The sequence below is a fragment of the Enterococcus sp. DIV2453a genome (assembly GCF_050533535.1).
Taxonomy (GTDB): domain Bacteria; phylum Bacillota; class Bacilli; order Lactobacillales; family Enterococcaceae; genus Enterococcus; species Enterococcus faecalis.
Genome location: NZ_CP172899.1, coordinates 2,623,035 through 2,644,401 on the forward strand (window position 1 = coordinate 2,623,035; position 21,367 = coordinate 2,644,401).

Below are 21,367 nucleotides of genomic sequence, written 5' to 3' on the forward strand. Positions count from 1 at the left end.
ACCTGTTTATGCTTAAATCGCTGGTCCTGCGACAAGATTCCAGGTGACATTTCCTGTATACGCGCCTTTTTTCAGTTCTTGCATTGGTGTCGTTACATTTAACGTTAAGTTATCTAGACGACCTGACCAAGTCCCTTGCCCCTTTCCTAGAGGAGCGTTAATTAAAGCTGCGGCGCCGCCACCAATCTTAAGGCTCGCACCGTTAAAGCTAGGGGCCGTTGGATCATTAGCGATATTCATGCCATTCAGAGTATTGAAGCCCCCGTAAGAACTCGTACTTTCATTGAATATGGCATAGTATGGTGTCATTCCAAAAGTAATCTGTCCATCTAATGTATCTGTGCCATTACTCATGCCCACTACTTCGCCAGTGACATGCCAGCCTTCTTTGGTCCCACGGACATCACCCACCATGATCGATTTTGGCGCAGTTGAAATGGGTCTAATAGCGGTTATATCCTCACCAATTTTTACGGGAGAAAAGTCAAAAATTTTCGGAATGGCTAATAAGTCAAAATTCGTATTCGGTTGCGTCGGATCGGGATCTACGATTGGGCCAGTATCATCCCCCTGATCTTGCAATGTTCCACCTTCAAATTCTACCTGTACTGGTGTATTTCCTGTCGTGACAGCCTGTGCCGAAAGAGGCGCCAAGCTAGCCCCAACAACTGCGCTGCCAACGAGTAAACTTGCAAATAATTTCTTTTTCATCTATGTACGTCTCCTTTTGTTTAAGAATTTCCAGAATGTACTTCTGAAGCTATGGCCTTAATTATACAAGATTCCCCTGTGTCTGTGATTTTAAATATTTAACCGCGCATAGAAAAAATCAACAGTTCTTTTAATATCAATGATATCTCTTGGTTTTAAACATAAATTTCAACACTTTTTGACATTCGAAAGTGTTATTTAATGATTTTCGCGGCAAAATCGATTAATAAACAGCAAGAAAACGTCAAAAAGTAAGGGTTCAACTCTTACCTTTTGACGTTTTCTCCTAAATTCTTATAAATTTATCCGCGATTTCGGCGAAAAAATCTTCAAATTTCATTTAATGACAGCCGTTTTTGCGTTTGCTAATCGCCAAGACTTACAACTTGCGGCGACGCGCAAATTCCACAAACTTAAATTTGTTTAAGCGGTGACGAGATTCCGTATAGCCAAAACAGCGGGTATCTTCCAAGTTCATGATACTGCGGACCACGACGACATGATTGCCTTCCACTTCACCAATCAGCTGCTTGTCCATCTCTGTGAGCGGTTCCACGGTAATTTCTTTCTGGGCATAACTAATCGCCAAGCCAAGGTCGTTTTCCAGATAATCGAAAATCGAATCTTCGGCACGATGCTTCGGCAGTTCAGGGACAATCTCTTTAATCAAGTAATCAATATCTAAAATATCGACTTCCCCTTCAATCTCCCGTTGCCGAACTAAGCGCCACACAGGGGCCCCTTCGGTCCAACCAGTCAACTGAGCCAAGTTGCGCTCCACAGGAATTTCTTCTAAGGAAACTACATGAGTATGACTTTCAATATGTTGCGTTTGTTGTAACTCCTTGTAACTGGTCACCCCTGAAATAGGAAAATTAAATTTTTTAAAGTTTAAGACAATCGAGCCTTTGCCTTGCTTTTTCTGAATGTAGCCAGCGTTAATCAGTAAATTCAAGGCTTTCCGAATTGTTTCACGGGAAACATTGTAAGTTTCCACTAATTGATTTTCACTAGGTAATAAATCGCCTGGCTGATAGTCGCCTTGGACAATTTGTTGTTCTAATTCTAAAAATATGTCATGAAACTTGTTCATGCCGATCCTCCTCTACCAACAATTTCTTTTCTAAAAGCATAGCATATTCCCTCCGAAAAACCTAGAGCTGGTCAGAAAAATCCCCCGCACTTTCTGCCTTGCTTACGCCACTGACTCCCCCAGCCAAACCACTGCTTGACCGCCTTTTTTTCGGACCCAGCGCAGTCTGTTACAGCCCCCTTCTGGAAAACTTTTCCCAAGAATCTAGGGAAAATCCTTGTAATTCTGATTCGTTCATACTATACTGTAGTCAAACGAAACATGTCTATACAAGTTCGCAAGGAGGCGCCAAACATGACCATTTTAGAATTAACATTCGCAACGAACCAACTAACGACGACTTTTTTTAACCATAAATTGGAACCGCTTCACCAAAAAACGTTCCCTTTTGAAGCCTTGACTATCGAAGAAACGGTTCCTGAACTGTGCCAATTGATTGTGGCAGAGGCTGCGCCGATTCTGGGGGGAATTGTGGCTGATTTCCCAGCGGACTTCTTTTCGCCAGAGGAAACGTTGGCGCTGGTTCCGCAAGCGGTGATTCAAGCATTCGCGGAACAGTTGAACACGCCACTTTTAACGGCAGCCGAACAAGCGGCGGCACCGAATCTGCTGGAAGCATTTGGAGAAAAACGGCAGTATCTGGCTTGGCATTTAGATTATTATGGCTACGTGCCTGGGAAAAATGAATATGCGGTGGAGTCCCTGTTAACTGTCGGCAATGGCTTTTTAGGCTTGCGCGGCACAACCCCTGAGATGACGATTTCTGATGATCATTATCCAGCGACCTACATTGCGGGGCTTTATAATACAGCGGCTTCGGAAGTTGCGGGTCAAGTAGTGGAAAATGAAGATTTCGTCAATGCTCCTGATAACCAACACATCGCTTTAAAAATTGGCGATGCCACTGACTGGTTAACGATTTCTCCAGACACGCTACAACAATTACATCGTCAATTGAACTTGAAAACGGGATTGTTTGTCGCAGAAATGATATTGAAAGATGCGGACAATCAGCAAATTAAATTAACGACGAAAAAAATCGCCAATATGGCACAGCCGAATGACTATCATCTGCAATATACGTTTGAGCCGTTAAACTTTTCGGCCCCGATTACTTTGAAAACCGTCACGGATGGCAGTGTCTACAACTATAACGTGGCGCGGTATCGTAACTTAACAGCCAAACATTTTCAGGTGACAGCATTAAGCGCGCAGGAAAACAAAACCGTGATTGAGGTTTGTACCAATCAATCCAACTTGAGCGTCCGAGAAACGGCCTTGATAACCGGTGATTTTTTTGAAAAAGAAGCCATTATGATTCAAGAAGAAGCGGAAAAAATCGCCCAAGTGGTGACCGTGATGGCGCACCAAGGCACGCGCTATACGCTAGAAAAACAAGTCTATGTGCAAGCCAGCCACGCCGAACAAAGTTGGCAAGTACCGTTTACGCCGAAGGACTCTTTTGCGGCCGCCGCTCAGGAAAGCGCCCGCGCTTGGCAAACCCTTTGGCAACAAGCCAACATTACCGTGACAGGCGATTTGATGTCTCAAAAACTTTTACGGATTCACAGTTATCACTTGCTGGCTTCGGCTTCGCCTTTTAGTAACCAAGCGCAAGCATTGGACGTCTCGATTACCGCCCGAGGCTTGCATGGTGAAGCGTATCGTGGACATATTTTCTGGGATGAAATTTTTATTTTACCTTTTTATATTCAACATTATCCTGACACGGCGAAACAATTGTTGCTGTATCGCTACCATCGATTAGAGAAGGCGAAGGAAAATGCGGCGGCTAGCCAGTATCGTGGCGCAATGTATCCGTGGCAATCAGGACGTGACGGGCGTGAAACCACGCAAAAACTTCACTTAAATCCGTTGAATGGACATTGGGGCGAGGATCATAGCATTCTGCAACGGCATGTGTCCTTGGCGATTGCTTACAATGCTTGGTTGTATTGGCATAGTACACAGGATCATGAATTTATGAAACAATATGGCGGCGAAATGTTGTTAGAAATCGCTCAATTTTGGAACAGCGCTGCGACGTTAGATGACGCAACAGGACGGTTCTTTATTGATAAAGTGATGGGACCTGATGAGTTTCACGAGGGCTATCCAGACCAAACGGAAAGCGGCTTGAAAAACAACGCCTATACGAATTTGATGGTGGTTTGGCTATTCGAAGAATTAACCAACATTTTGGCACTTTTCTCTGAGGAAGAACAGGCACAACTTTTTGCCAAAACGCAGACCACTTCGGCTGATCTAGCCCGCATGCAGCAAATTCAAAATTCACTGGAAATTGAAGTTAATTCTGACGGTATTATTGCGCAATATGAAGGGTATTTCGGCTTAAAAGAGATTGACTGGGCAGCGATGAAAGAGAAATACGGCAATATTTACCGCATGGATCGAATTTTAAAAGCCGAAGGGGAATCCCCCGATGATTACAAAGTGGCGAAACAAGCCGACACGTTAATGTTGTTCTACAACTTAGACAAAACTCGGGTGGATCAAATTTTAGAAGATTTAGGGTATCAATTGCCTGCGGATTATTTGGAAAAAAATCTTTTGTATTATCTAAAACGGACGTCTCATGGTTCGACTTTGTCACGAATTGTTCATGCCCAATTGGCAGAAATGGCGCAATTCCATGAGCTATCTTGGCAACTTTATCAAGAAGCGTTGTATTCCGATTATCGTGACATTCAAGGTGGCACGACCTCTGAAGGGATTCATACAGGGGTCATGGCTGCGACGATCCACGTTACTTTAGCGACGTATGCAGGCGTTGACACGCGCCAAAACGAGTTATCAATTTGTCCAAACTTACCTGAACATTGGCAATCGCTGGCCTTCCAGTTTATTCATCAAGGCGTGACGTATCAATTTTCATTAACACAAACCAGTGTCACGATTACAGCAGATAAAGACACACAATTATTGGTTCAGGGCGCGTTGATTCCGTTAACCGCCGAACGACCAAAAGAAGTACATTATCAATAAAGGAGCGAACCACAATGACGATTGGATTTATTTTTGATTTGGATGGTGTCATTACTGACACCGCCAAATTTCATTATCAAGCTTGGAAAGCGTTGGCCGATTCGCTAGGCATTTCCATTGACGAAACCTTCAACGAAACATTAAAAGGCATTAGTCGGATGGATTCCTTGGACCGCATTTTAGCCCATGGCCACCGTGAAAATGCGTTTACTCCAGCAGAAAAAGAAGCCTTAGCTCAGCAAAAAAATGACCACTACGTTCAATTATTAGAACATTTAACGACAGAAGATGTTTTACCTGGTGTCGTGCCATTGCTACAGCAAGCCCAAGCACGTCACATTCCCTGTGCCGTGGCTTCGGCTTCAAAAAACGCCCCCCTGATTTTGGAAAAATTAGGCGTGCGCGCGTACTTCGCCACAATTGTCGATCCCGACTCGTTAAGCAAAGGCAAACCTGATCCTGAAATCTTTTTAGCCGCCGCTGACAGTATTGGCGTGCTACCGCAAAACGCCATTGGCTTTGAAGATGCACAATCAGGCATTGACGGCTTGAAAGCCGCGGGCATCTATGCCGTCGGCTTGTCGGCCAACCACCCCTTAATCGGAGCCGACATGCAAGTCTCTGAAATGACTGAACTAAGCGTTGATGCACTGCTCAATCGCTAAAGAAGGACAAGAACCTTTAGCAGCAGGCACCTCTTTTCATCTACATTGTATCTATGCTAGAATGTAGATGAAAAGAGAGAGATGCGTCAACGTACCTCTCTAGTGTAGAGCCGTTTGAGACGGTGACCTTTTGGATTATTTAAAAATAACCGTGCTGGTCAAAGTTGACGGTTATTTTTTCTTGTCATTACACTCCATTATTGGATTAAAAAGGATTGAGTTGAACGTGGTTCTGTGGTAGACTTTTATTAGAAACAAGTAGATGTTTCTTGATGATCAGGCATCATAATAACTCAATACTGAAATCGGAAGTAATAGCCGATAGTTGGCGAGCAACAGAAAAACTCGATATAGAATTGGACGTAGAGCCAATAGTTGGTGAGCAACAGAAAAACCTGAATTATATTTGAAGTTTAAAGAAGGCAAGCTAAGCTTGGCTTCTTTATTTATAGGAGAAACTAATGATTGAGAAAAAAGATTTTGACACAATTAGAAAGGCGTTCTTAATTTATGACACCAACTTCAATAATCATATGTTCACTTATACATATCAACATCGGAAAACAAAGAAATTGTTAGAAATGAACGTTCAATTTGAAGCTGGGAATTTTATGCATTTATGCGGAGTTGACTATTATCAAATAGATAAACAAGGGAGCTGTAAATTTCGTTTTAAGGCTACTCAATTTTACAGAGCTTTAAAAAATAATAAAGTTTCACTGCGCGGGATTAAACCTAAAGATGATGGAACCATAGGCCAAAAATTACAAGTAATTTCTCTATTAGAAATGCTTATTTCTCCAGGTGTACGAATATGCGATGGAGGAAAATTTTATAATTTACAGTATGAAAAAGCAATTCGTTCAGGCAAAATGATTGTGGCGTTAACATGTAAAGAGAATAACAAAAAGTACGTCCCACAATCTTTATTATCGTTAATAAATCAGCCACGAAAGAGCCAATCGAAATCTTTAACTGAATCCCATGAAGTAATTAAAATAAGTAAGTCTGAGCTGAATAGCACCTCAGTAATTGAAGTTTACGATAAATTTTAACAAAAAAGCGGGCTAAACAGACTATAGGCAAAGAGAAAAAGCCCAGAGGTTTTTCTCCTCTTTAACAGCTTTTAGGATTTCACGGATTAACGCTAAATTTATTCGTACTTTTCGGGAAAATATGCTATAATAAAAACGAAAAGAGAGATATGCGTCAACATACCTCTCTGATGTAGAGCCGTTTAAGACGGTGACCAATTTAGTTATAAAAAATAACCGTACTCGATCAAAGTAAACGGTTATTTTTTATTGTCATTTTTAAGCAATTTCACAATCAGCGCGATCAAAGCAATGGTAAACATACCAAACCCTAGGATCGTCTGAATTGTTTCATATGCTGACAAAAGGCCTCTCCTTTCTGTAAATTTTGGAAGTACGCTCATACGCACCACCTCACCGAAAGGGGAAAGTCTCTGCTCCTATGTTTCTCACTTTGTTGCGATGCTCGTCGCAAAGCGCATCTTCCTTTGCGCTTGCCTCCGCCTTAACTTCTCTACACTTATCGTATATCATGAATACCTAATAAATATTCAGGTTACAATATTTTTTTAGATAAAATGATTTAGAGAAAAAACCGCCCACATCAGAAAAATGATGTGGGCGGTTTTTTGTAATTATTTATTTTTTGTTTCAAATAACGGACTAACTGGTTTGTTTTCGTGGATACGTTTAATCGCATCTCCGATTAATTCACCAACGCTGACTTCGTCAATTTTTGCAATTTTACGATCATCCGATAGGTAAATAGAGTCTGTTACAACTAAGCGTTCAATTGCTGAATCTTCAATACGTTGTAAGGCTGGTCCTGATAAAACGGGATGTGTACAAGAAGCGTAAACGTCTTTTGCTCCGGCTTCTTTCAATGCGTTTGCAGCAAGAGAAATTGTCCCCGCTGTGTCAATCATGTCATCAATTAAGACACATGTTTTGCCTTCCACATGACCAATGATATTCATTACTTCTGCTACGTTCGCTTTTGGACGACGTTTGTCAATGATCGCAATTGGTGCTTTTAAGAATTCTGCCAATTTACGTGCACGCGTTACACCACCATGGTCAGGGGAAACGACAACGACGTCATCGCCTTGAATGCCGTGTTCGATGAAGTAATCGGCAATTAATGGTGCACCCATCAAATGATCCACTGGAATATCAAAGAATCCTTGAATTTGGACCGCATGTAAGTCCAATGTCAACATTCTTGTTGCGCCAGCTTTTTCAATCATGTTTGCAACAAGTTTAGCAGTGATTGGTTCCCGGGCACGTGCTTTACGGTCTTGACGTGCATACCCATAATAAGGCATAACCACGTTAATTGTTTTAGCACTCGCACGTTTTAACGCATCAATCATGATTAATAGTTCCATTAAGTTATCGTTAACAGGGCTACTTGTTGATTGAATGACGTAAACATGTGCACCACGAATACTTTCTTCAATATTCACTTGAATTTCGCCATCACTAAATTGTGTTACAGAGCACTTTCCTAGCTCCACACCCACAGCATCCGCAATTTTTTCTGCTAAGGGACGATTAGAGTTCAAAGAAAAGATTTTCAATCTTGGATCAAAATAATGTTTCGACATTAGAACCTCCACTTTCTATTTCAGCCAATTCGTTAAAACTGAACAATACTTTCCTTCTAAAATAATAGTAGTCCTAGCCAAATAAATCAAGAGATTTTCTGTATTTCATACAAGATATTCATCAAAAGTCGCTTTCTTCTAACTATTTTATCGTATTTGTCTAAAAAATGAGGATTATTTGAATAAAGAAAGGTACTCGCCATAGCCTTCTTTTTCTAAATCTGCCACTGGCACAAATCTCAAAGCTGCCGCATTAATGCAATAACGTAAGCCGCCTTCTTGGAGTGGGCCATCAGTGAAAACATGCCCTAAATGTGAATCTGCTTCTTGACTGCGAACTTCTACTCGGTGCATGCCGTGACTAAAATCAGCTTTTTCTTTGACGCCACGTTTTTCAATTGGTTTGGTAAAGGATGGCCAGCCGCAACCAGCATCGTATTTGTCCAGGGAGCTAAACAACGGCTCGCCACTAACAATGTCTACATAGATTCCGTCTTGGTAAAAGTCATCATATTCTCCTGAAAAAGGGCGTTCTGTTGCGTTTTCTTGTGTGACGGCATATTGAAGATCCGTCAAGGTTTGTTTTAATTCTTCTTCTGTTGGTTTTGTCATTCTGTCCACTCCTTTTCTTCTGTTCAATTTATTGGGTTCAATGATACCACGTTTGCCAAACAGGCACCTAATAGTTTGCATAGTAAAAGACAGTCCTTTCTCTTTTGACGAATGAAAAGGACTGTCTTTTATTAGTTGAATTCTTTTAGTAGTCGGGCTACTTTGGCAATTGGTAAGCCCATAATGGCGTAATAATCGCCGGCGATTGCTTCAATTAGTAATGCCCCTTGTCCTTGGATACCATAAGCGCCTGCTTTGTCGGCATATTCTGCGGTATCTAAGTACGCATGGATTTCCGTGTCTGTCAGTGGATAAAACGTAACGGTTGAATGAACTGTCGCGGAGCGCTCTTTTTCCCCTTGTTTCAACGTCACACTTGTATACACGTCATGTGTTTTGCCACTTAACAGGCGCAACATGCGATAACCGTCTTCCCGAGAAGTCGGTTTACCGAGGATTTCTCCCGCCAATGCCACAATTGTATCGCAGCCAATGACTAGTGCTTCGGGGGATTGTTCTGCTATAGCCGCTGCTTTTTGGGCAGCCATTTGCGCCACATATTCTGCTGGTAAGCCGTCTTTGCCAACAGTTTCATCGATATCGGCTGGTGCAATCGTAAAAGTTGGAACCACACGCTTTAATAACTCCTGACGGCGAGGAGATTGGGATGCTAAAATAATTTGCATAAATTGATGACGCCTCGTTTCTTTTTAATGGGGGTCTTGAATGCGTTTAAACATTCGTTCCATATCTGAATTCGTAAAATGAATCAGCACCGGACGTCCATGCGGACAATTAAACGGATTTTCGCACAAGGCTAAATCTTTTAATAGCACGCGTGCTTGTTGCTCATTGAGGTAATGATTGGCTTTGATGGATCGCTTACAGCTCATCATAATGGCAGTTGCTTCACGGAATTTTTTCACGCTGACCGAGCCAGTTGTTAGCAACATGTCAATCATCTCGCGAACAATGCTTTCCTCTTCGCCTGCAGGATACCAAGTTGGGTGCGCCCGCACAATGAAACTATTTTGTCCAAAGTCTTCCAAATGGATGCCGACTTCCGCAAGGGTTTCTTTCTGCTCTTTAATTTTCAAGGCATCGCTATTTGGATAATCAATAACGATTGGTACCAATAGTTCTTGTAAATCATCACTGACTTCGCCAATTTTTTCACGGAAGTACTCGTATTTAATTCGTTCTTGGGCAGCGTGTTGGTCGATAATAAACAGGCCATCTTTGCTTTGTGCGAATAAATAAGTTCCGTGCATTTGACCGAAGTATTCTAGCTCAGGAAAACGTTCTGTCGGTCGTTCTTCTTCCAACTTGTTCAGGGCTTGTTTCAGTTCTCTTTGGCTCGCAGCGCTATTGGCATCGAATTCCGGGTGAAGTTTCATTTCTTCTTGGAAAACCTCGTCAGCAGCCTCTGATGAACGCAGAGAAGGTTCTGAATCAGGCACTTCAGTTATTTTCGTTTCTTCGGCTATTACCTGTTGCTCATTACTAGCTGTTTCCCAATGATTTGCGGAATCAGCAGCTGCCGAAGAGGTTTCGTAAGCTGACGTTTCTTCCGCTACACTCGTTGATTCTGGCACTGGCGGCGCAAATGGGTCGTCCATTGGATCCACTGCTCTTTCTGTCTGGTTGACAGTTTCAGGGGCGCTTGAGACTGGTGTTTCGTCTGTCGCATGTTCCGCATAGAAGCGACCCGTTGCAGGATTATAGCTTAAGCTGCCCGGTCGTTGTTTTACCGCAGGTTGTTCAGTCGATAGAGGAATTTCCATTTGTTCGGCTTTAGGTTCTGGCGGTAGTTTCTTTTTAAAACGCAAATTGTCTGCCGCATTGGGAATCAACTGTTCTTGGCTCAACACTTCTTGAATCGCCTGTTCAATTAATGCCATTAAATCTTTTTCTTTACTTAAACGAACTTCTTGCTTAGTAGGATGGACATTGACATCGACTAACAGCGGATCCATTTCAATTTCTAACACAGCAATTGGAAAACGCCCCACCATTAGTTTCGAACCATAGCCGGCTACAATTGCTTTATTTAACGCGAAATTTTTAATATAACGACCATTGATAATCGTTGATAAATAGTTGCGACTGGCCCGTGTGACTTCTGGCAATGAGACATACCCTGTCAAAGTAAAATCAAGGTCTTTTCCTTCAATTTTCAACATTTTCTTTGCGGTGCTAATGCCATAAATCCCCGCAATCGTTTGTTTTAAATCACCATTGCCTGTTGTACTCATCATTTTGTGGCCGTCATGAACTAAGCGAAAAGCGACTTTAGGGTGACTTAACGCCAGACGATTGACAATGTCACCGATATTGGCCAATTCCGTTTGGATCGTTTTGACGTATTTCAAACGAGCAGGCGTATTATAAAATAAATTAGAAACGGTCATTTTTGTGCCTTTACGGAGGGCTGCTGGTCGGTTTTCTTCGACCTTGCCCCCTTTTAGAATCACATAGCTGCCTTCTTCTTCCTCAGCTGTGGCAGTTTCGACAATCATTTCAGAAACTGAGGCAATACTTGGTAAGGCTTCGCCTCGGAACCCCAAGCTGCGAATTCGGAACAAATCATCTCTCGTATGAATTTTGCTTGTGGCATGGCGTTTGAAGGCATTCAGTACATCTTCTTTGGCAATTCCTTCACCATTATCAATAATTTGAATGGTTTTCAAGCCAGCTTCTTCAATAAAAATATCAATTTGGGTGCTTCCTGCATCCAGTGCATTTTCCACCAATTCTTTGACGACAGAAGCGGGACGTTCAACAACTTCACCAGCAGCAATCTGGTTGGCTAGTTGTTCGGATAGTTCTTGAATTTTCCCCATTTCACGACCTCCTAACCGGTTCGGTTCCTAATTAGATACGTTTTTGCAATTGATGAAGCATGTTTAACGCATCTAGTGGTGTCATTTCTAATAGATTCATTTTCTTCAATGTGTCAATGACACTTAATTCTTCTGTTGAAACTTCTTTAAATAATGAAAGTTGCTCGGTTTCTTCATGGACTTCTGAAACTTCTTCATGATGAACTGAACTTGGAATCGTTGTTTCTTCCGCTTCTAAAGCGGATAAAATGGTGGCTGCTCGTTCTAAAAGCGAGCTTGGTAAACCAGCGATTTTAGCAACATGTATCCCATAGCTCTTATCAGCAGGTCCTTCCATCATTTTATGAAGAAAGACCACTTCGCCATCTTTTTCGACAGCGCCCACGTGAATATTCTTCAAGCCTTTTAAGGTTTCATCTAGAACAGTTAGTTCATGATAATGTGTAGAGAATAACGTTTTGGCTTGTACTTCACGATGGATATATTCAATGATGGCTTGCGCTAGCGCCATTCCATCATAGGTTGCCGTGCCGCGTCCTAATTCATCAAATAAAATTAGGCTGTTAGGCGTGGCGTGCCGCAGTGCTTGGTTGGCTTCCATCATTTCTACCATAAAGGTACTTTGCCCTGCAATTAAGTCATCAGAGGCCCCAATCCGTGTAAAAATTTGATCAAAAATTGGCATTTCAGCACTTTCCGCTGGTACAAAACAGCCAATTTGCGCCATGACCACCGTCAAAGCCAATTGACGCATGTAGGTACTTTTCCCTGACATGTTTGGTCCAGTAATCAAGAGAATATCTGTTTCTGGGTTCATGCGGATACTGTTTGGAATGTATTCTTGATGCCCTAAAACTTTTTCCACGACTGGGTGTCGTCCTTCGACAATCGCCAAATTTTTCGTGTTACTTCTTAACGTTGGTCGAACGTATTGATACCGTTCACTAATTGTTGCAAAAGATTGTAAAACATCAACCGCACTAATGGTTTTAGCCAGTGTTTGCAACCGATCAATGTTCGTTTTCACTTGTTCTCTCACGGCCAAGAACAATTGATATTCTAGTTCAACTGATTTTTCTTCGGCTTCTAAGATTAAACGTTCTAGTTCTTTTAGTTCTGGCGTAATAAAGCGCTCCGCATTAGCTAATGTTTGCTTCCGCTCGTATTTTCCTTCTTCTAAATTCGCTAAATTTGACTTAGTGATTTCAATGAAATAACCAAAGACACGATTGTAGCCAATCTTCAAGTTTTTAATCCCTGTTTCTTGGCGTTCTTTCGCTTCTAACTCCGCTAACCATTGCTTACCATTGCGCATGGCATCACGGTATTCATCTAATTGGTCGTTATAGCCGTCTTTAATAACATTTCCTTCAGTAATTTGTAAAGGGGCTTCTTCATTAATCGCCGTCGCAATCAATGCCACTAAATCTTCAACAGGGTTTAAGTCGACTAACAAATCATCCCATTCCCCTTGATTGATCCCGACAATTAACTGTCGAATCGTTGGTACTTGTTCTAAAGAGGTCCGTAATTGAATTAAATCACGCCCATTCACACTGCCGAATGCCACGCGTCCTGCTAACCGCTCTAAATCATAAACGTTCGTCAATGCTGCTTGCAAATCCAAGCGTTCAAAATAGGCATTTAATAAGGATTGCACCATTTCTTGACGCGTCTTAATTTGACGTTCTTGAATCAGTGGACGATCCAACCATTGTTTCAACAAACGGCCACCCATAGCTGTTTTCGTTTCATCTAATAGCCACAATAGAGTCCCTTTTTTCTGTCCTGTTCGAATCGACTGACTCAATTCTAAATTGAATTTAGAATAATGATCCATTTTCAAGAAATGATCTGGCTGATATTCCACAGCTTTCTGAATATGGGACAAGCTCCGCTTTTGGGTAACGGATAAATAAGATAATAATTTTCCTGTAATTTCAATTTCTAATGGATTAATCAGTTCATTGGTTAAAAAACTAAACTCGGCATTTTCTTCCACCGTTTCTTGTGTCGAAAAGATAATATTTAAACGTAAACTTAAGTTCTCTTTTAACGATTCAGGAATCCCGGAACCTAGGACCATTTCTTTTGTTTGCAACGCAGAAGCTTCGTTCAAAACGCCCTCTTCATCAGCCAAGACTGCTGTTTTTAATTCGCCTGTACTCAAGTCTACATAGGCAAAACCGAACTGATTACCATCTGTTAGCACAGCGGTTAAGTAATTATTGTCTTTGGCTTCCAAGCCTTTACTATTCATCACCGTTCCTGGCGTTACCAACTGGACCACTTCTCGTTTGACCATGCCCTTGGTAGTCTTTGGATCTTCCACTTGCTCACAAATCGCTACTTTATAGCCTTGCTCAATCAACGTGTCAATATAGCCTTGCGCGGCATGATAAGGAACGCCACACATAGGAATCGGATCATCCGCATTGCGGTTACGACTTGTTAACGTCAATTCTAAGATTTGCGCTGCATTGATAGCATCTTCATAAAATAATTCATAAAAATCACCTAAGCGATAAAATAAAAACGCATCCTTGTATTGGGCCTTAATGGATAAATATTGTTCCATCATGGGTGTATTTTTTGTCTTTTGTGGCATTTAATTCCCTTCCTTCTCTAGCTCTTCGTTCACGCGGTATTGAATGAGCGCCGTGACATGTTGGACTAAGTCATTGGCTTCGATCAGTTGTTCGCGGTAGGCTACAACGAGTGGGTGCTCATCAAATTCTTTTGTTTTCGCATCAGCTCGTTGAATGGCTTCTTTTTCAGCAGTTGGTTTGCCATAGTGAGCAAATTGAACCGCATCTTTTTGCGCAGCTTTAATTTCTTCCACTAATTCTGTCAGCTTTTTGTTTTTCTTTACCTTTTCTTCAATCGCTTGGTAGCGCTGAATGACTTCATCTTGTCCAATTAAATGTAGCAATTTTTCTAATTCTTTATTACTTTGTGCATCTAAATTCAACGGCTCCATTTTTTTCACCTCCATCTTTCACCGGCACTTTTTCTATAAGAGCAGAAAAAGTTAACCTCTTAATGATCCGAGATTAACTTTTCTTCTATTATTCTTGAAACGGGCGATCTTCGCTAATCTGAATCGGCTCAATCATCTTCGCTTGGCCCGTTTGGTCATCAATCTCTAAAATACAGGCAGATAAAATCGTCCGACCTGTTTCGACTACCTCAAAGCGCTTCGGCAATGCTGTCATAAACTTCTCAATAATCGGTTCACGCTTCATTCCTAGAATCCCATCATAAGGTCCGGTCATACCGACATCACTTAAGAAGGCTGTCCCTTTCGGTAAAATCCGAGCGTCATTTGTTTGAACATGCGTATGTGTTCCAACAACGGCTGAAACTTGGCCATCTAAAAACCAGCTCATGGCTTGTTTTTCACTCGTCGTTTCGCCATGAAAATCCACAAAAATGAGCGGTGTCCGTTTGCGAGCGATAGCCACTAGCTCGGCGGCTTTCTTGAAAGGATCTTCCAATGGCACCATAAATGTGCGGGCCTGTAAATTAATCACCGCTAGTTCCAATTGATTGACTTTCACAAAAACCATTCCTTGACCAGGCACATCTTCTGGAAAGTTCGCTGGACGAACCATTTTCTTCGCATCATCAATGAATTCAAAGATATCCTTGTTGTCCCACGTATGGTTACCCATCGTAACAACATCGACACCATCTTGCAAAAATTTCTTATAAATCTTGCCAGTAATTCCCCGACCAGATGCCGCATTTTCACCATTGGCAATGGTCACTTGTGGACGATATTTTTTCTTTAATTTAGGGACATACGTTGCTAAGGCTTCTCTTCCTAAAGAACCGACAACATCTCCTATAAATAATATACGCAAAAAGGTTCCTCTTCTCTTTTTAACATCTCTTGTTTATTATAGTTGTTTTCGCTTTGAAAAGAAAGTTTTGGTTTTAAAAGATTAAAAAAAGTGTCTCAACGAACAATCCTTGCAATTGTTCGTTGAGACACTACACGCGATACTTATTCGCTTTTTATTTTATTTCGCATAGTCTACGGCACGTGTTTCACGGATAACCGTTACTTTGATATGTCCTGGATAATCCAAGTCATCTTCAATTTTCTTCCGAATGTCTCGAACTAAACGAACAGATTCTAAATCAGAAATTTCTTCTGGTTTCACCATGACACGAACTTCACGTCCTGCTTGAACAGCAAAACTTGAATCAACGCCTTCAAAACTATTAGAAATATTTTCTAAGTTTTCTAAGCGGCGAATGTAGTTTTCTAACGATTCACTACGTGCACCTGGACGGGCTGCAGATAACGCATCTGCGGCTGCCACTAAAACAGAAATAACTGAGGTTGCTTCCACATCACCATGATGCGAGGCAATGGCATTAATAACTACTGAATTTTCTTTATATTTCGCAGCTAATTCTGCGCCAATCTCAACGTGAGAACCTTCAATTTCATGATCCAATGCTTTCCCAATATCATGTAGTAAACCTGCACGTTTGGCTAATTGAACATCTTCGCCTAATTCGGCGGCTAAAACGCCAGCCAGTTTTGCTACTTCGATTGAGTGGTTCAAGACATTTTGACCATAACTTGTTCTGAAACGTAAACGGCCTAAAATTTTAATTAAATCAGGATGTAACGTATGAGCACCTACTTCAAAGGCTGCTTGTTCTCCGTATTCACGAATCCGTTCATCCATTTCTTTACGTGATTTTTCTACCATTTCTTCGATACGAGCGGGATGAATCCGACCATCTTGGATTAATTTTTCCAAGGTCATTCGAGCGATTTCTCGTCTGATTGGATCAAATCCGGATAACACAACCGCTTCTGGCGTATCATCAATGATTAAGTCAATCCCTGTTAATGTTTCCAATGTACGAATATTACGTCCTTCACGACCAATAATGCGACCTTTCATCTCATCATTTGGTAAAGTGACCACGGAAACAGTTGTTTCAGAAACAGAATCGGCGGCGCAACGTTGAATTGCTAGGGAAAGCAAGTTCTTCGCTTTGCGATCAGATTCTTCTTTGGCACGTTGTTCTGACTCCTTGACCATCAAGGTTAGTTCATGATTCAACTCTTCTTCTGTTGACTTCATAATAATCGATTTTGCTTCTTCTTTTGAAAGGGAAGCAATTCGTTCTAATTCTTGATGTTGCTGATTAATTAAGTTTTCTACTTCTTTTTCTCGCTCATCAATTAATTGCTGTCTAGCACCAAGTTTCTCTTCTTTTTCTTCCAGTGAGCCTTCACGTTTTTCAAGAGAGTCATCTTTACGATCCAACGTTTGTTCCCGTTGAATTAAACGATTTTCTTGAGATTTAAGTTCTAATCTGCTTTCTTTCAACTCACTTTCAATTTCTGAACGATACTTCTGGTTCTCTTCCTTAGCTTCTAGCAATGCTTCTTTTTTCAGTGTTTCTGATTCTTTCCGAGCGTTCTCGAGAATACTCGACGCTGAAATTTTTGCACCATTTATTGCTTTATCATGACGTGACTTTGCAATAACAAATCCTAAACCAAGACCGACAATCAAACCGACGATAGCGAGGAGAATATTTAAAACCATATTTCCACCTCCATACTATCTTTTTGTTAATTCATATCTTGTAGTTTTTTGATAAACTAAAATCAATTATCAATATGCCTACTTGCATATTTGTGCATACACACAGTTTTATTCTAATGTTTGTCGCGAAAGGTGTCAACTTAAAAAAGCCCTTTCTTTTGGAAAGGGCAGCAAATATTAGACAACGTCACATTTTTAGGTTTCCGCCGTCACGAATTGTTTAAATTTTAGAACAAACGCCGCATAGTCTGCTGTTTGACTAAGCTGCTTGATGTGGATGGGTTCGGACATGGACAACAGTCTATTTAACAATTTAGTTCTAAACAAAAAAAGACAACACCTGTCCTGTTCAGTAAGTGTTGTCCTTCTTCTTAACGAGTCGTATTCACTCGTTATTTATTCATCTAAAGGTAGTTCTTCTTGACCTTCTGCTTCTTCTGTAATGGTTGAACCGTCACCGATGCCATATGCATCACGGACCAATTTAGACACTTCTGCCATCATTTCAGGATGATCCGCCATGTATTGTTTGGCATTTTCACGGCCTTGGCCAATTCGTTCTTCTTTGTAGCCATACCAAGCACCACTTTTACTAATAAGGTCTTTTTCCACAGCCATATCTAGTAATTCGCCTTCTTGGGAAATCCCTTGGCCATACATGATATCAACTTCTGCCACTTTAAATGGTGGCGCCACTTTGTTTTTAACGACTTTAATTTTTGTGCGGTTACCGACGATGTCTGTTCCTTGTTTTAACTGTTCTGCACGACGGACTTCTAGACGAACCGTTGCGTAGAATTTCAATGCACGTCCACCAGGAGTTGTTTCAGGATTTCCGAACATCACGCCAACTTTTTCACGAATTTGGTTAATGAAAATAGCAATTGTTTTTGTCTTATTAATTGAGCCTGATAATTTACGTAGTGCTTGAGACATTAGTCGAGCTTGTAAGCCGACATGGCTCGCTCCCATCTCACCATCAATCTCTGCACGAGGAACTAACGCAGCAACCGAGTCGATGACAACGATGTCAATCGCACCACTTGAAACTAAGGCATCGGCAATCTCTAAGCCTTGCTCACCCGTATCTGGTTGAGATAAAAGTAATTCATCAATGTTAACGCCTAGTTTCTCCGCATATTGAGGATCCAATGCATGCTCAGCATCGATAAAAGCGGCTGTTCCACCATTTCGTTGCACTTCTGCAATTGCGTGTAAAGAAACAGTTGTTTTACCTGAACTCTCAGGACCATATACTTCAATAATTCGGCCACGTGGATACCCACCTACGCCCAATGCAACATCTAACGCTAAAGAACCACTAGGGATAGTTGAAATTTTTTGATCAGCTTTTTCGCCTAATTTCATAATAGAACCTTTCCCAAAGTTCTTTTCAATTTTTTTCAGTGCGGCATCTAAAGCCACTTTACGATCATCTGCCAATGGATAATCCTCCTTTAATTTATATAAACTTATTTTTCATTTCCTGTTAGTAGGTCTATCATATCTCTTTTGTACCAAAAAAGCAAGAAAAAACCGAACAAACATTCGCATATTTATTTTTTATTAATGATTCGGCGCCGCAAAAGATCTAACCCCCGCATAACCGCACTCTGTCTAATATAATTTCGGTCACGGTTAAAATGGAAACATTCTGCAACGGTTGGTTGGCCTTCTTCCGCCAGCCCAATCCAAACAGTGCCTGTCGGTTGACCTTCGATTGGGTCACCAGCGACCCCAGTAAATGATAAACCATAGTTAGATTTAGCTAACTGACGCGCTTTCTCTGCCATTTCTTTGGCACACGCTTCACTTACCGTGCCATGTTCTTCTAAAAGTTCATGAGAAATTCCTAAAAAGTTCTCTTTTGTTTCTTGCGAATACGTCACGAAGCCTCCCTTAAAAATCTTCGAAGCACCCGCAATTTCCCCCAGTGTACTTTGGAATAGGCCAGCGGTGAGGCTCTCAGCAGCCGTGACGGTTTGTCCGTTTTGTAATAACAAATCCACTGTTACCTTGGCTAAACTATTGTCATCCCCATACCCATAAAAATAGTCTCCCACTTTAGCTAAAACCTTTTCTTCCGTCGCTGTTAATAATTCTTCGCCAGCTACTAAGTCTTTTGTTTTAACTGTTAAACGAAGTGTCACTTCATTAGCCTTAGCATAAGGCGCAATGGTTGGATTCGTTTGGTGCGCAATCAACGATTGAATCTCGGTCACCAGCTGTGATTCACCAATGCCATAAAAACGCAAGACTCTTGAAATCAATTGTTCTTCTTGTGGAAACGCATCAATCAATAAAGGTCGTGCCGCTTGTTGGAACATCGGAATTAATTCATTGGGCGGCCCTGGTAAGAGCAAATAGCTTGTTGTCCCTTCTGTTACGAAAGAACCAACCGCTAATCCTGTCGGGTTTTGAAGAACTTGTCCACCTTCAATGGCTAACACTTGTCGTAGATTATTTTCCGTCATTGGCCGCTTAGACTGTTGGAAAAACTGGTGCAAGCGGTTCAATCCTTCTTGATCTTCTACTAATGATTTATGGAGATGTTGTGCGACAACTTGCTTGGTTAAATCGTCTTCTGTAGGTCCTAGCCCTCCACAAAGGACAATTAAATCACTTCTTTGTTCTGCTTCTGTTAGTAGCGTTTCTAAGCGGCCGCCGTTATCGCCAACAACGGTCTGATAGTAAACATCGATGCCTAGCGCAGCTAACTCTTCTGATAAAAAGGTGGCGTTGGTATTCACTACTTGTCCCAGTAATAATTCTGTTCCGACTGCAATGATTTCTGCTTTCATTGATTTCCCCTTCTCTAATAACATACGTAGTTAAACTCACTTTCCATTTTAGCACAACAAAATTTTTACAAAAGAATTTGAGCTTCAGGAAATAATTTTTTTATCAGGAAATTTATTAATTATTACGAAAAAAATGTTCATTTTCTCACAATACATTGTATAATAACGTTATATCGAAAGGAGAGAAATGAATGAGTGTAGTATTAGTACTTTTAGGTCTATTAGGGTTACTTGTCAGCGGGGGACTGACTATCAAAGCATTAATTAAGAAACAACCGAAAAAACAATATGGCTATGCCGCATTAGCAAGTGCCGCTCTATTTATTGGTGGGGTTGCCACGACAGATTCTTCCCCAACGCTTTCACTTGATGCAGAGAGTGTTGAAACCGATGCCAATGGCTCAGCCACCATCAAAGGCGAATACGATGGCAACAGCAAACTAACGGCCAATGGCAAGGAAGTAAAAACAAAAGACAAAACGTTTGCTTACAAAGTAAAACTGTCCGATGAAAAAACGCAAAAAATCACCTTTGTGGCTGAGAAGAAAGATACCAAAGTTGAAAAATCAGTCGAAGTCACACCGTCAAAAGAATTTATTGCGAGCATCACAGATTCTGAGCAAGAATTGGCCAAAACAGAAAAAGCCTTAGCTTACGCTGAAAAACAACCTTCTCAGAAAAACTATGATGAAGCCGCAACCTTAGTATCTTCATTAAGTCAAGAATACGAGGAATACAATGATCGCCTTGAAAAAATCAAAGAAGCAGTACCTGTTGATAAAGCAGTTACAACTGCTGAAAAGTCCAAAAGTAAAAGCGATTATCAAGCAGCTGAAAAATTAGTAGCTGCTGCCCCAGTTGGCAAAGAAGGATTTCAACAACGATTAACGACTGTTCAAACCGCTATCGCTGAAAAAGAAAAAAATGAACAATTAGTCGCCAGTGCGACAGCCGCTGTTGAAAAAGCTGAACAAGAACCAACCAATGAAGCTTACTATAATGAAGCGATCAAACAAATTGATGCTTTAAACTCCCCAAATCAAGCTTTAACAAAACGGGTAGCCGTTGTTAAAACTCAATTAGATGCCCACAAAGAAAAACAACGAAAAGAAGCAGAAGCTCAAAAACTAGCTGCTGAAAAAGCGCAAAAAGAACAAGCCGAAGCGGCAGCAAAAGCGCAAGCTGAAGCAGAGGCGCAACAAGCCGCACAGGCACCAGCGGAAGTCGAGACGGCTGCTGCGGAAGCACCAAGCGGTAACGCCTTAATTAAAGGGTCACGTAATGGAATTTATCATGTGCCTGGAAGTAGATATTATAATAGAACCACTAATCCAGTGGCTTGGTTCTCTACTGTTGAAGAAGCAGAAGCAGCAGGATACCGAGCACCCAAACAGTAAATACATTAGCAATAAT

17 protein-coding genes are annotated in these 21,367 nt (G+C 41.3%); 4 read left to right on the forward strand and 13 right to left on the reverse strand.

Annotation, left to right across the window (positions count from 1 at the left end):
* Positions 1 to 12: 12 nt before the first annotated feature.
* Together IGK03_RS12715 and treR are read right to left on the reverse strand one after the other, a co-directional pair.
* Positions 13 to 711, reverse strand: coding sequence for a WxL domain-containing protein (locus IGK03_RS12715; protein WP_010824023.1), 699 nt, complete (start codon positions 709 to 711; stop codon positions 13 to 15).
* Positions 712 to 1,090: 379 nt separating this feature from the next.
* A complete protein-coding gene (gene treR, locus IGK03_RS12720) occupies positions 1,091 to 1,804 on the reverse strand; it encodes a trehalose operon repressor (protein WP_002354877.1) in 714 nt (237 codons plus the stop codon).
* A gap of 261 nt (positions 1,805 to 2,065) precedes the next feature.
* Here treR and IGK03_RS12725 point away from each other — a divergent pair, with 261 nt between their 5' ends.
* The 3 genes from IGK03_RS12725 to IGK03_RS12735 all read left to right on the forward strand — a co-directional run bounded on the left by IGK03_RS12725 (position 2,066) and on the right by IGK03_RS12735 (position 6,530).
* Positions 2,066 to 4,810, forward strand: a complete 2,745-nt coding sequence (locus IGK03_RS12725; RefSeq protein WP_202334925.1) for a glycoside hydrolase family 65 protein — start codon at positions 2,066 to 2,068, stop codon at positions 4,808 to 4,810.
* Between the two features lie 14 nt (positions 4,811 to 4,824).
* Positions 4,825 to 5,475 (forward strand): beta-phosphoglucomutase, encoded by a 651-nt coding sequence (pgmB, locus tag IGK03_RS12730; protein ID WP_137685824.1) that lies wholly within the window; start codon positions 4,825 to 4,827, stop codon positions 5,473 to 5,475.
* 461 nt (positions 5,476 to 5,936) lie between these two features.
* Positions 5,937 to 6,530, forward strand: a complete 594-nt coding sequence (locus IGK03_RS12735; protein ID WP_175404155.1) for a PBECR4 domain-containing protein — start codon at positions 5,937 to 5,939, stop codon at positions 6,528 to 6,530.
* Positions 6,531 to 6,769: 239 nt separating this feature from the next.
* Here the strand turns inward: IGK03_RS12735 and pepG1 are convergent, their stop codons facing one another.
* From pepG1 to IGK03_RS12790, 11 genes are all read right to left on the reverse strand, one after another.
* Complete coding sequence (gene pepG1, locus IGK03_RS12740; protein ID WP_002392696.1) at positions 6,770 to 6,913, reverse strand: type I toxin-antitoxin system toxin PepG1; 144 nt, start codon at positions 6,911 to 6,913, stop codon at positions 6,770 to 6,772.
* Between the two features lie 231 nt (positions 6,914 to 7,144).
* Complete coding sequence (locus IGK03_RS12745; protein ID WP_002381060.1) at positions 7,145 to 8,116, reverse strand: ribose-phosphate diphosphokinase; 972 nt, start codon at positions 8,114 to 8,116, stop codon at positions 7,145 to 7,147.
* A gap of 174 nt (positions 8,117 to 8,290) precedes the next feature.
* On the reverse strand, positions 8,291 to 8,728 hold the full coding sequence (gene msrB / locus IGK03_RS12750; RefSeq protein WP_002354871.1) for a peptide-methionine (R)-S-oxide reductase MsrB: 438 nt from the start codon (positions 8,726 to 8,728) through the stop codon (positions 8,291 to 8,293).
* A 131-nt stretch (positions 8,729 to 8,859) separates the two neighbouring features.
* Entirely contained in the window at positions 8,860 to 9,414 is a 555-nt protein-coding gene (locus tag IGK03_RS12755) for a Maf family protein (protein WP_002354869.1), read from the reverse strand.
* A gap of 24 nt (positions 9,415 to 9,438) precedes the next feature.
* Positions 9,439 to 11,571, reverse strand: coding sequence for a DNA mismatch repair endonuclease MutL (gene mutL, locus IGK03_RS12760; RefSeq protein WP_010713705.1), 2,133 nt, complete (start codon positions 11,569 to 11,571; stop codon positions 9,439 to 9,441).
* Between the two features lie 31 nt (positions 11,572 to 11,602).
* Positions 11,603 to 14,179 (reverse strand): DNA mismatch repair protein MutS, encoded by a 2,577-nt coding sequence (gene mutS / locus IGK03_RS12765; RefSeq protein WP_016617409.1) that lies wholly within the window; start codon positions 14,177 to 14,179, stop codon positions 11,603 to 11,605.
* Positions 14,180 to 14,566: a RicAFT regulatory complex protein RicA family protein gene (locus IGK03_RS12770; RefSeq protein WP_025188759.1), complete on the reverse strand. Its 387-nt coding sequence runs from the start codon at positions 14,564 to 14,566 to the stop codon at positions 14,180 to 14,182. It abuts the gene before it with no gap.
* A 73-nt stretch (positions 14,567 to 14,639) separates the two neighbouring features.
* Complete coding sequence (locus IGK03_RS12775; RefSeq protein WP_002354864.1) at positions 14,640 to 15,437, reverse strand: TIGR00282 family metallophosphoesterase; 798 nt, start codon at positions 15,435 to 15,437, stop codon at positions 14,640 to 14,642.
* Between the two features lie 159 nt (positions 15,438 to 15,596).
* Positions 15,597 to 17,153: a ribonuclease Y gene (gene rny / locus IGK03_RS12780; protein WP_002354863.1), complete on the reverse strand. Its 1,557-nt coding sequence runs from the start codon at positions 17,151 to 17,153 to the stop codon at positions 15,597 to 15,599.
* A gap of 396 nt (positions 17,154 to 17,549) precedes the next feature.
* Positions 17,550 to 18,596, reverse strand: a complete 1,047-nt coding sequence (recA, locus tag IGK03_RS12785; RefSeq protein ID WP_002354860.1) for a recombinase RecA — start codon at positions 18,594 to 18,596, stop codon at positions 17,550 to 17,552.
* A gap of 113 nt (positions 18,597 to 18,709) precedes the next feature.
* Positions 18,710 to 19,954, reverse strand: a complete 1,245-nt coding sequence (locus IGK03_RS12790) for a competence/damage-inducible protein A (protein ID WP_010706982.1) — start codon at positions 19,952 to 19,954, stop codon at positions 18,710 to 18,712.
* 191 nt (positions 19,955 to 20,145) lie between these two features.
* On the opposite strand from IGK03_RS12790, the gene IGK03_RS12795 reads away from it, so the two are divergent.
* Positions 20,146 to 21,351, forward strand: coding sequence for a hypothetical protein (locus tag IGK03_RS12795; protein ID WP_202334926.1), 1,206 nt, complete (start codon positions 20,146 to 20,148; stop codon positions 21,349 to 21,351).
* Positions 21,352 to 21,367: the final 16 nt, after the last annotated feature.

Bases quoted from the DNA above. Each gene is read 5' to 3' on its own strand.
- IGK03_RS12715 (WP_010824023.1), bottom strand. From the start codon at position 711: ATGAAAAAGAAATTATTTGCAAGTTTACTCGTTGGCAGCGCAGTTGTT.
- treR (WP_002354877.1), bottom strand. From the start codon at position 1,804: ATGAACAAGTTTCATGACATATTTTTAGAATTAGAACAACAAATTGTC.
- IGK03_RS12725 (WP_202334925.1), top strand. From the start codon at position 2,066: ATGTCTATACAAGTTCGCAAGGAGGCGCCAAACATGACCATTTTAGAA.
- pgmB (WP_137685824.1), top strand. From the start codon at position 4,825: ATGACGATTGGATTTATTTTTGATTTGGATGGTGTCATTACTGACACC.
- IGK03_RS12735 (WP_175404155.1), top strand. From the start codon at position 5,937: ATGATTGAGAAAAAAGATTTTGACACAATTAGAAAGGCGTTCTTAATT.
- pepG1 (WP_002392696.1), bottom strand. From the start codon at position 6,913: ATGAGCGTACTTCCAAAATTTACAGAAAGGAGAGGCCTTTTGTCAGCA.
- IGK03_RS12745 (WP_002381060.1), bottom strand. From the start codon at position 8,116: ATGTCGAAACATTATTTTGATCCAAGATTGAAAATCTTTTCTTTGAAC.
- msrB (WP_002354871.1), bottom strand. From the start codon at position 8,728: ATGACAAAACCAACAGAAGAAGAATTAAAACAAACCTTGACGGATCTT.
- IGK03_RS12755 (WP_002354869.1), bottom strand. From the start codon at position 9,414: ATGCAAATTATTTTAGCATCCCAATCTCCTCGCCGTCAGGAGTTATTA.
- mutL (WP_010713705.1), bottom strand. From the start codon at position 11,571: ATGGGGAAAATTCAAGAACTATCCGAACAACTAGCCAACCAGATTGCT.
- mutS (WP_016617409.1), bottom strand. From the start codon at position 14,179: ATGCCACAAAAGACAAAAAATACACCCATGATGGAACAATATTTATCC.
- IGK03_RS12770 (WP_025188759.1), bottom strand. From the start codon at position 14,566: ATGGAGGTGAAAAAAATGGAGCCGTTGAATTTAGATGCACAAAGTAAT.
- rny (WP_002354863.1), bottom strand. From the start codon at position 17,153: ATGGTTTTAAATATTCTCCTCGCTATCGTCGGTTTGATTGTCGGTCTT.
- IGK03_RS12790 (WP_010706982.1), bottom strand. From the start codon at position 19,954: ATGAAAGCAGAAATCATTGCAGTCGGAACAGAATTATTACTGGGACAA.
- IGK03_RS12795 (WP_202334926.1), top strand. From the start codon at position 20,146: ATGAGTGTAGTATTAGTACTTTTAGGTCTATTAGGGTTACTTGTCAGC.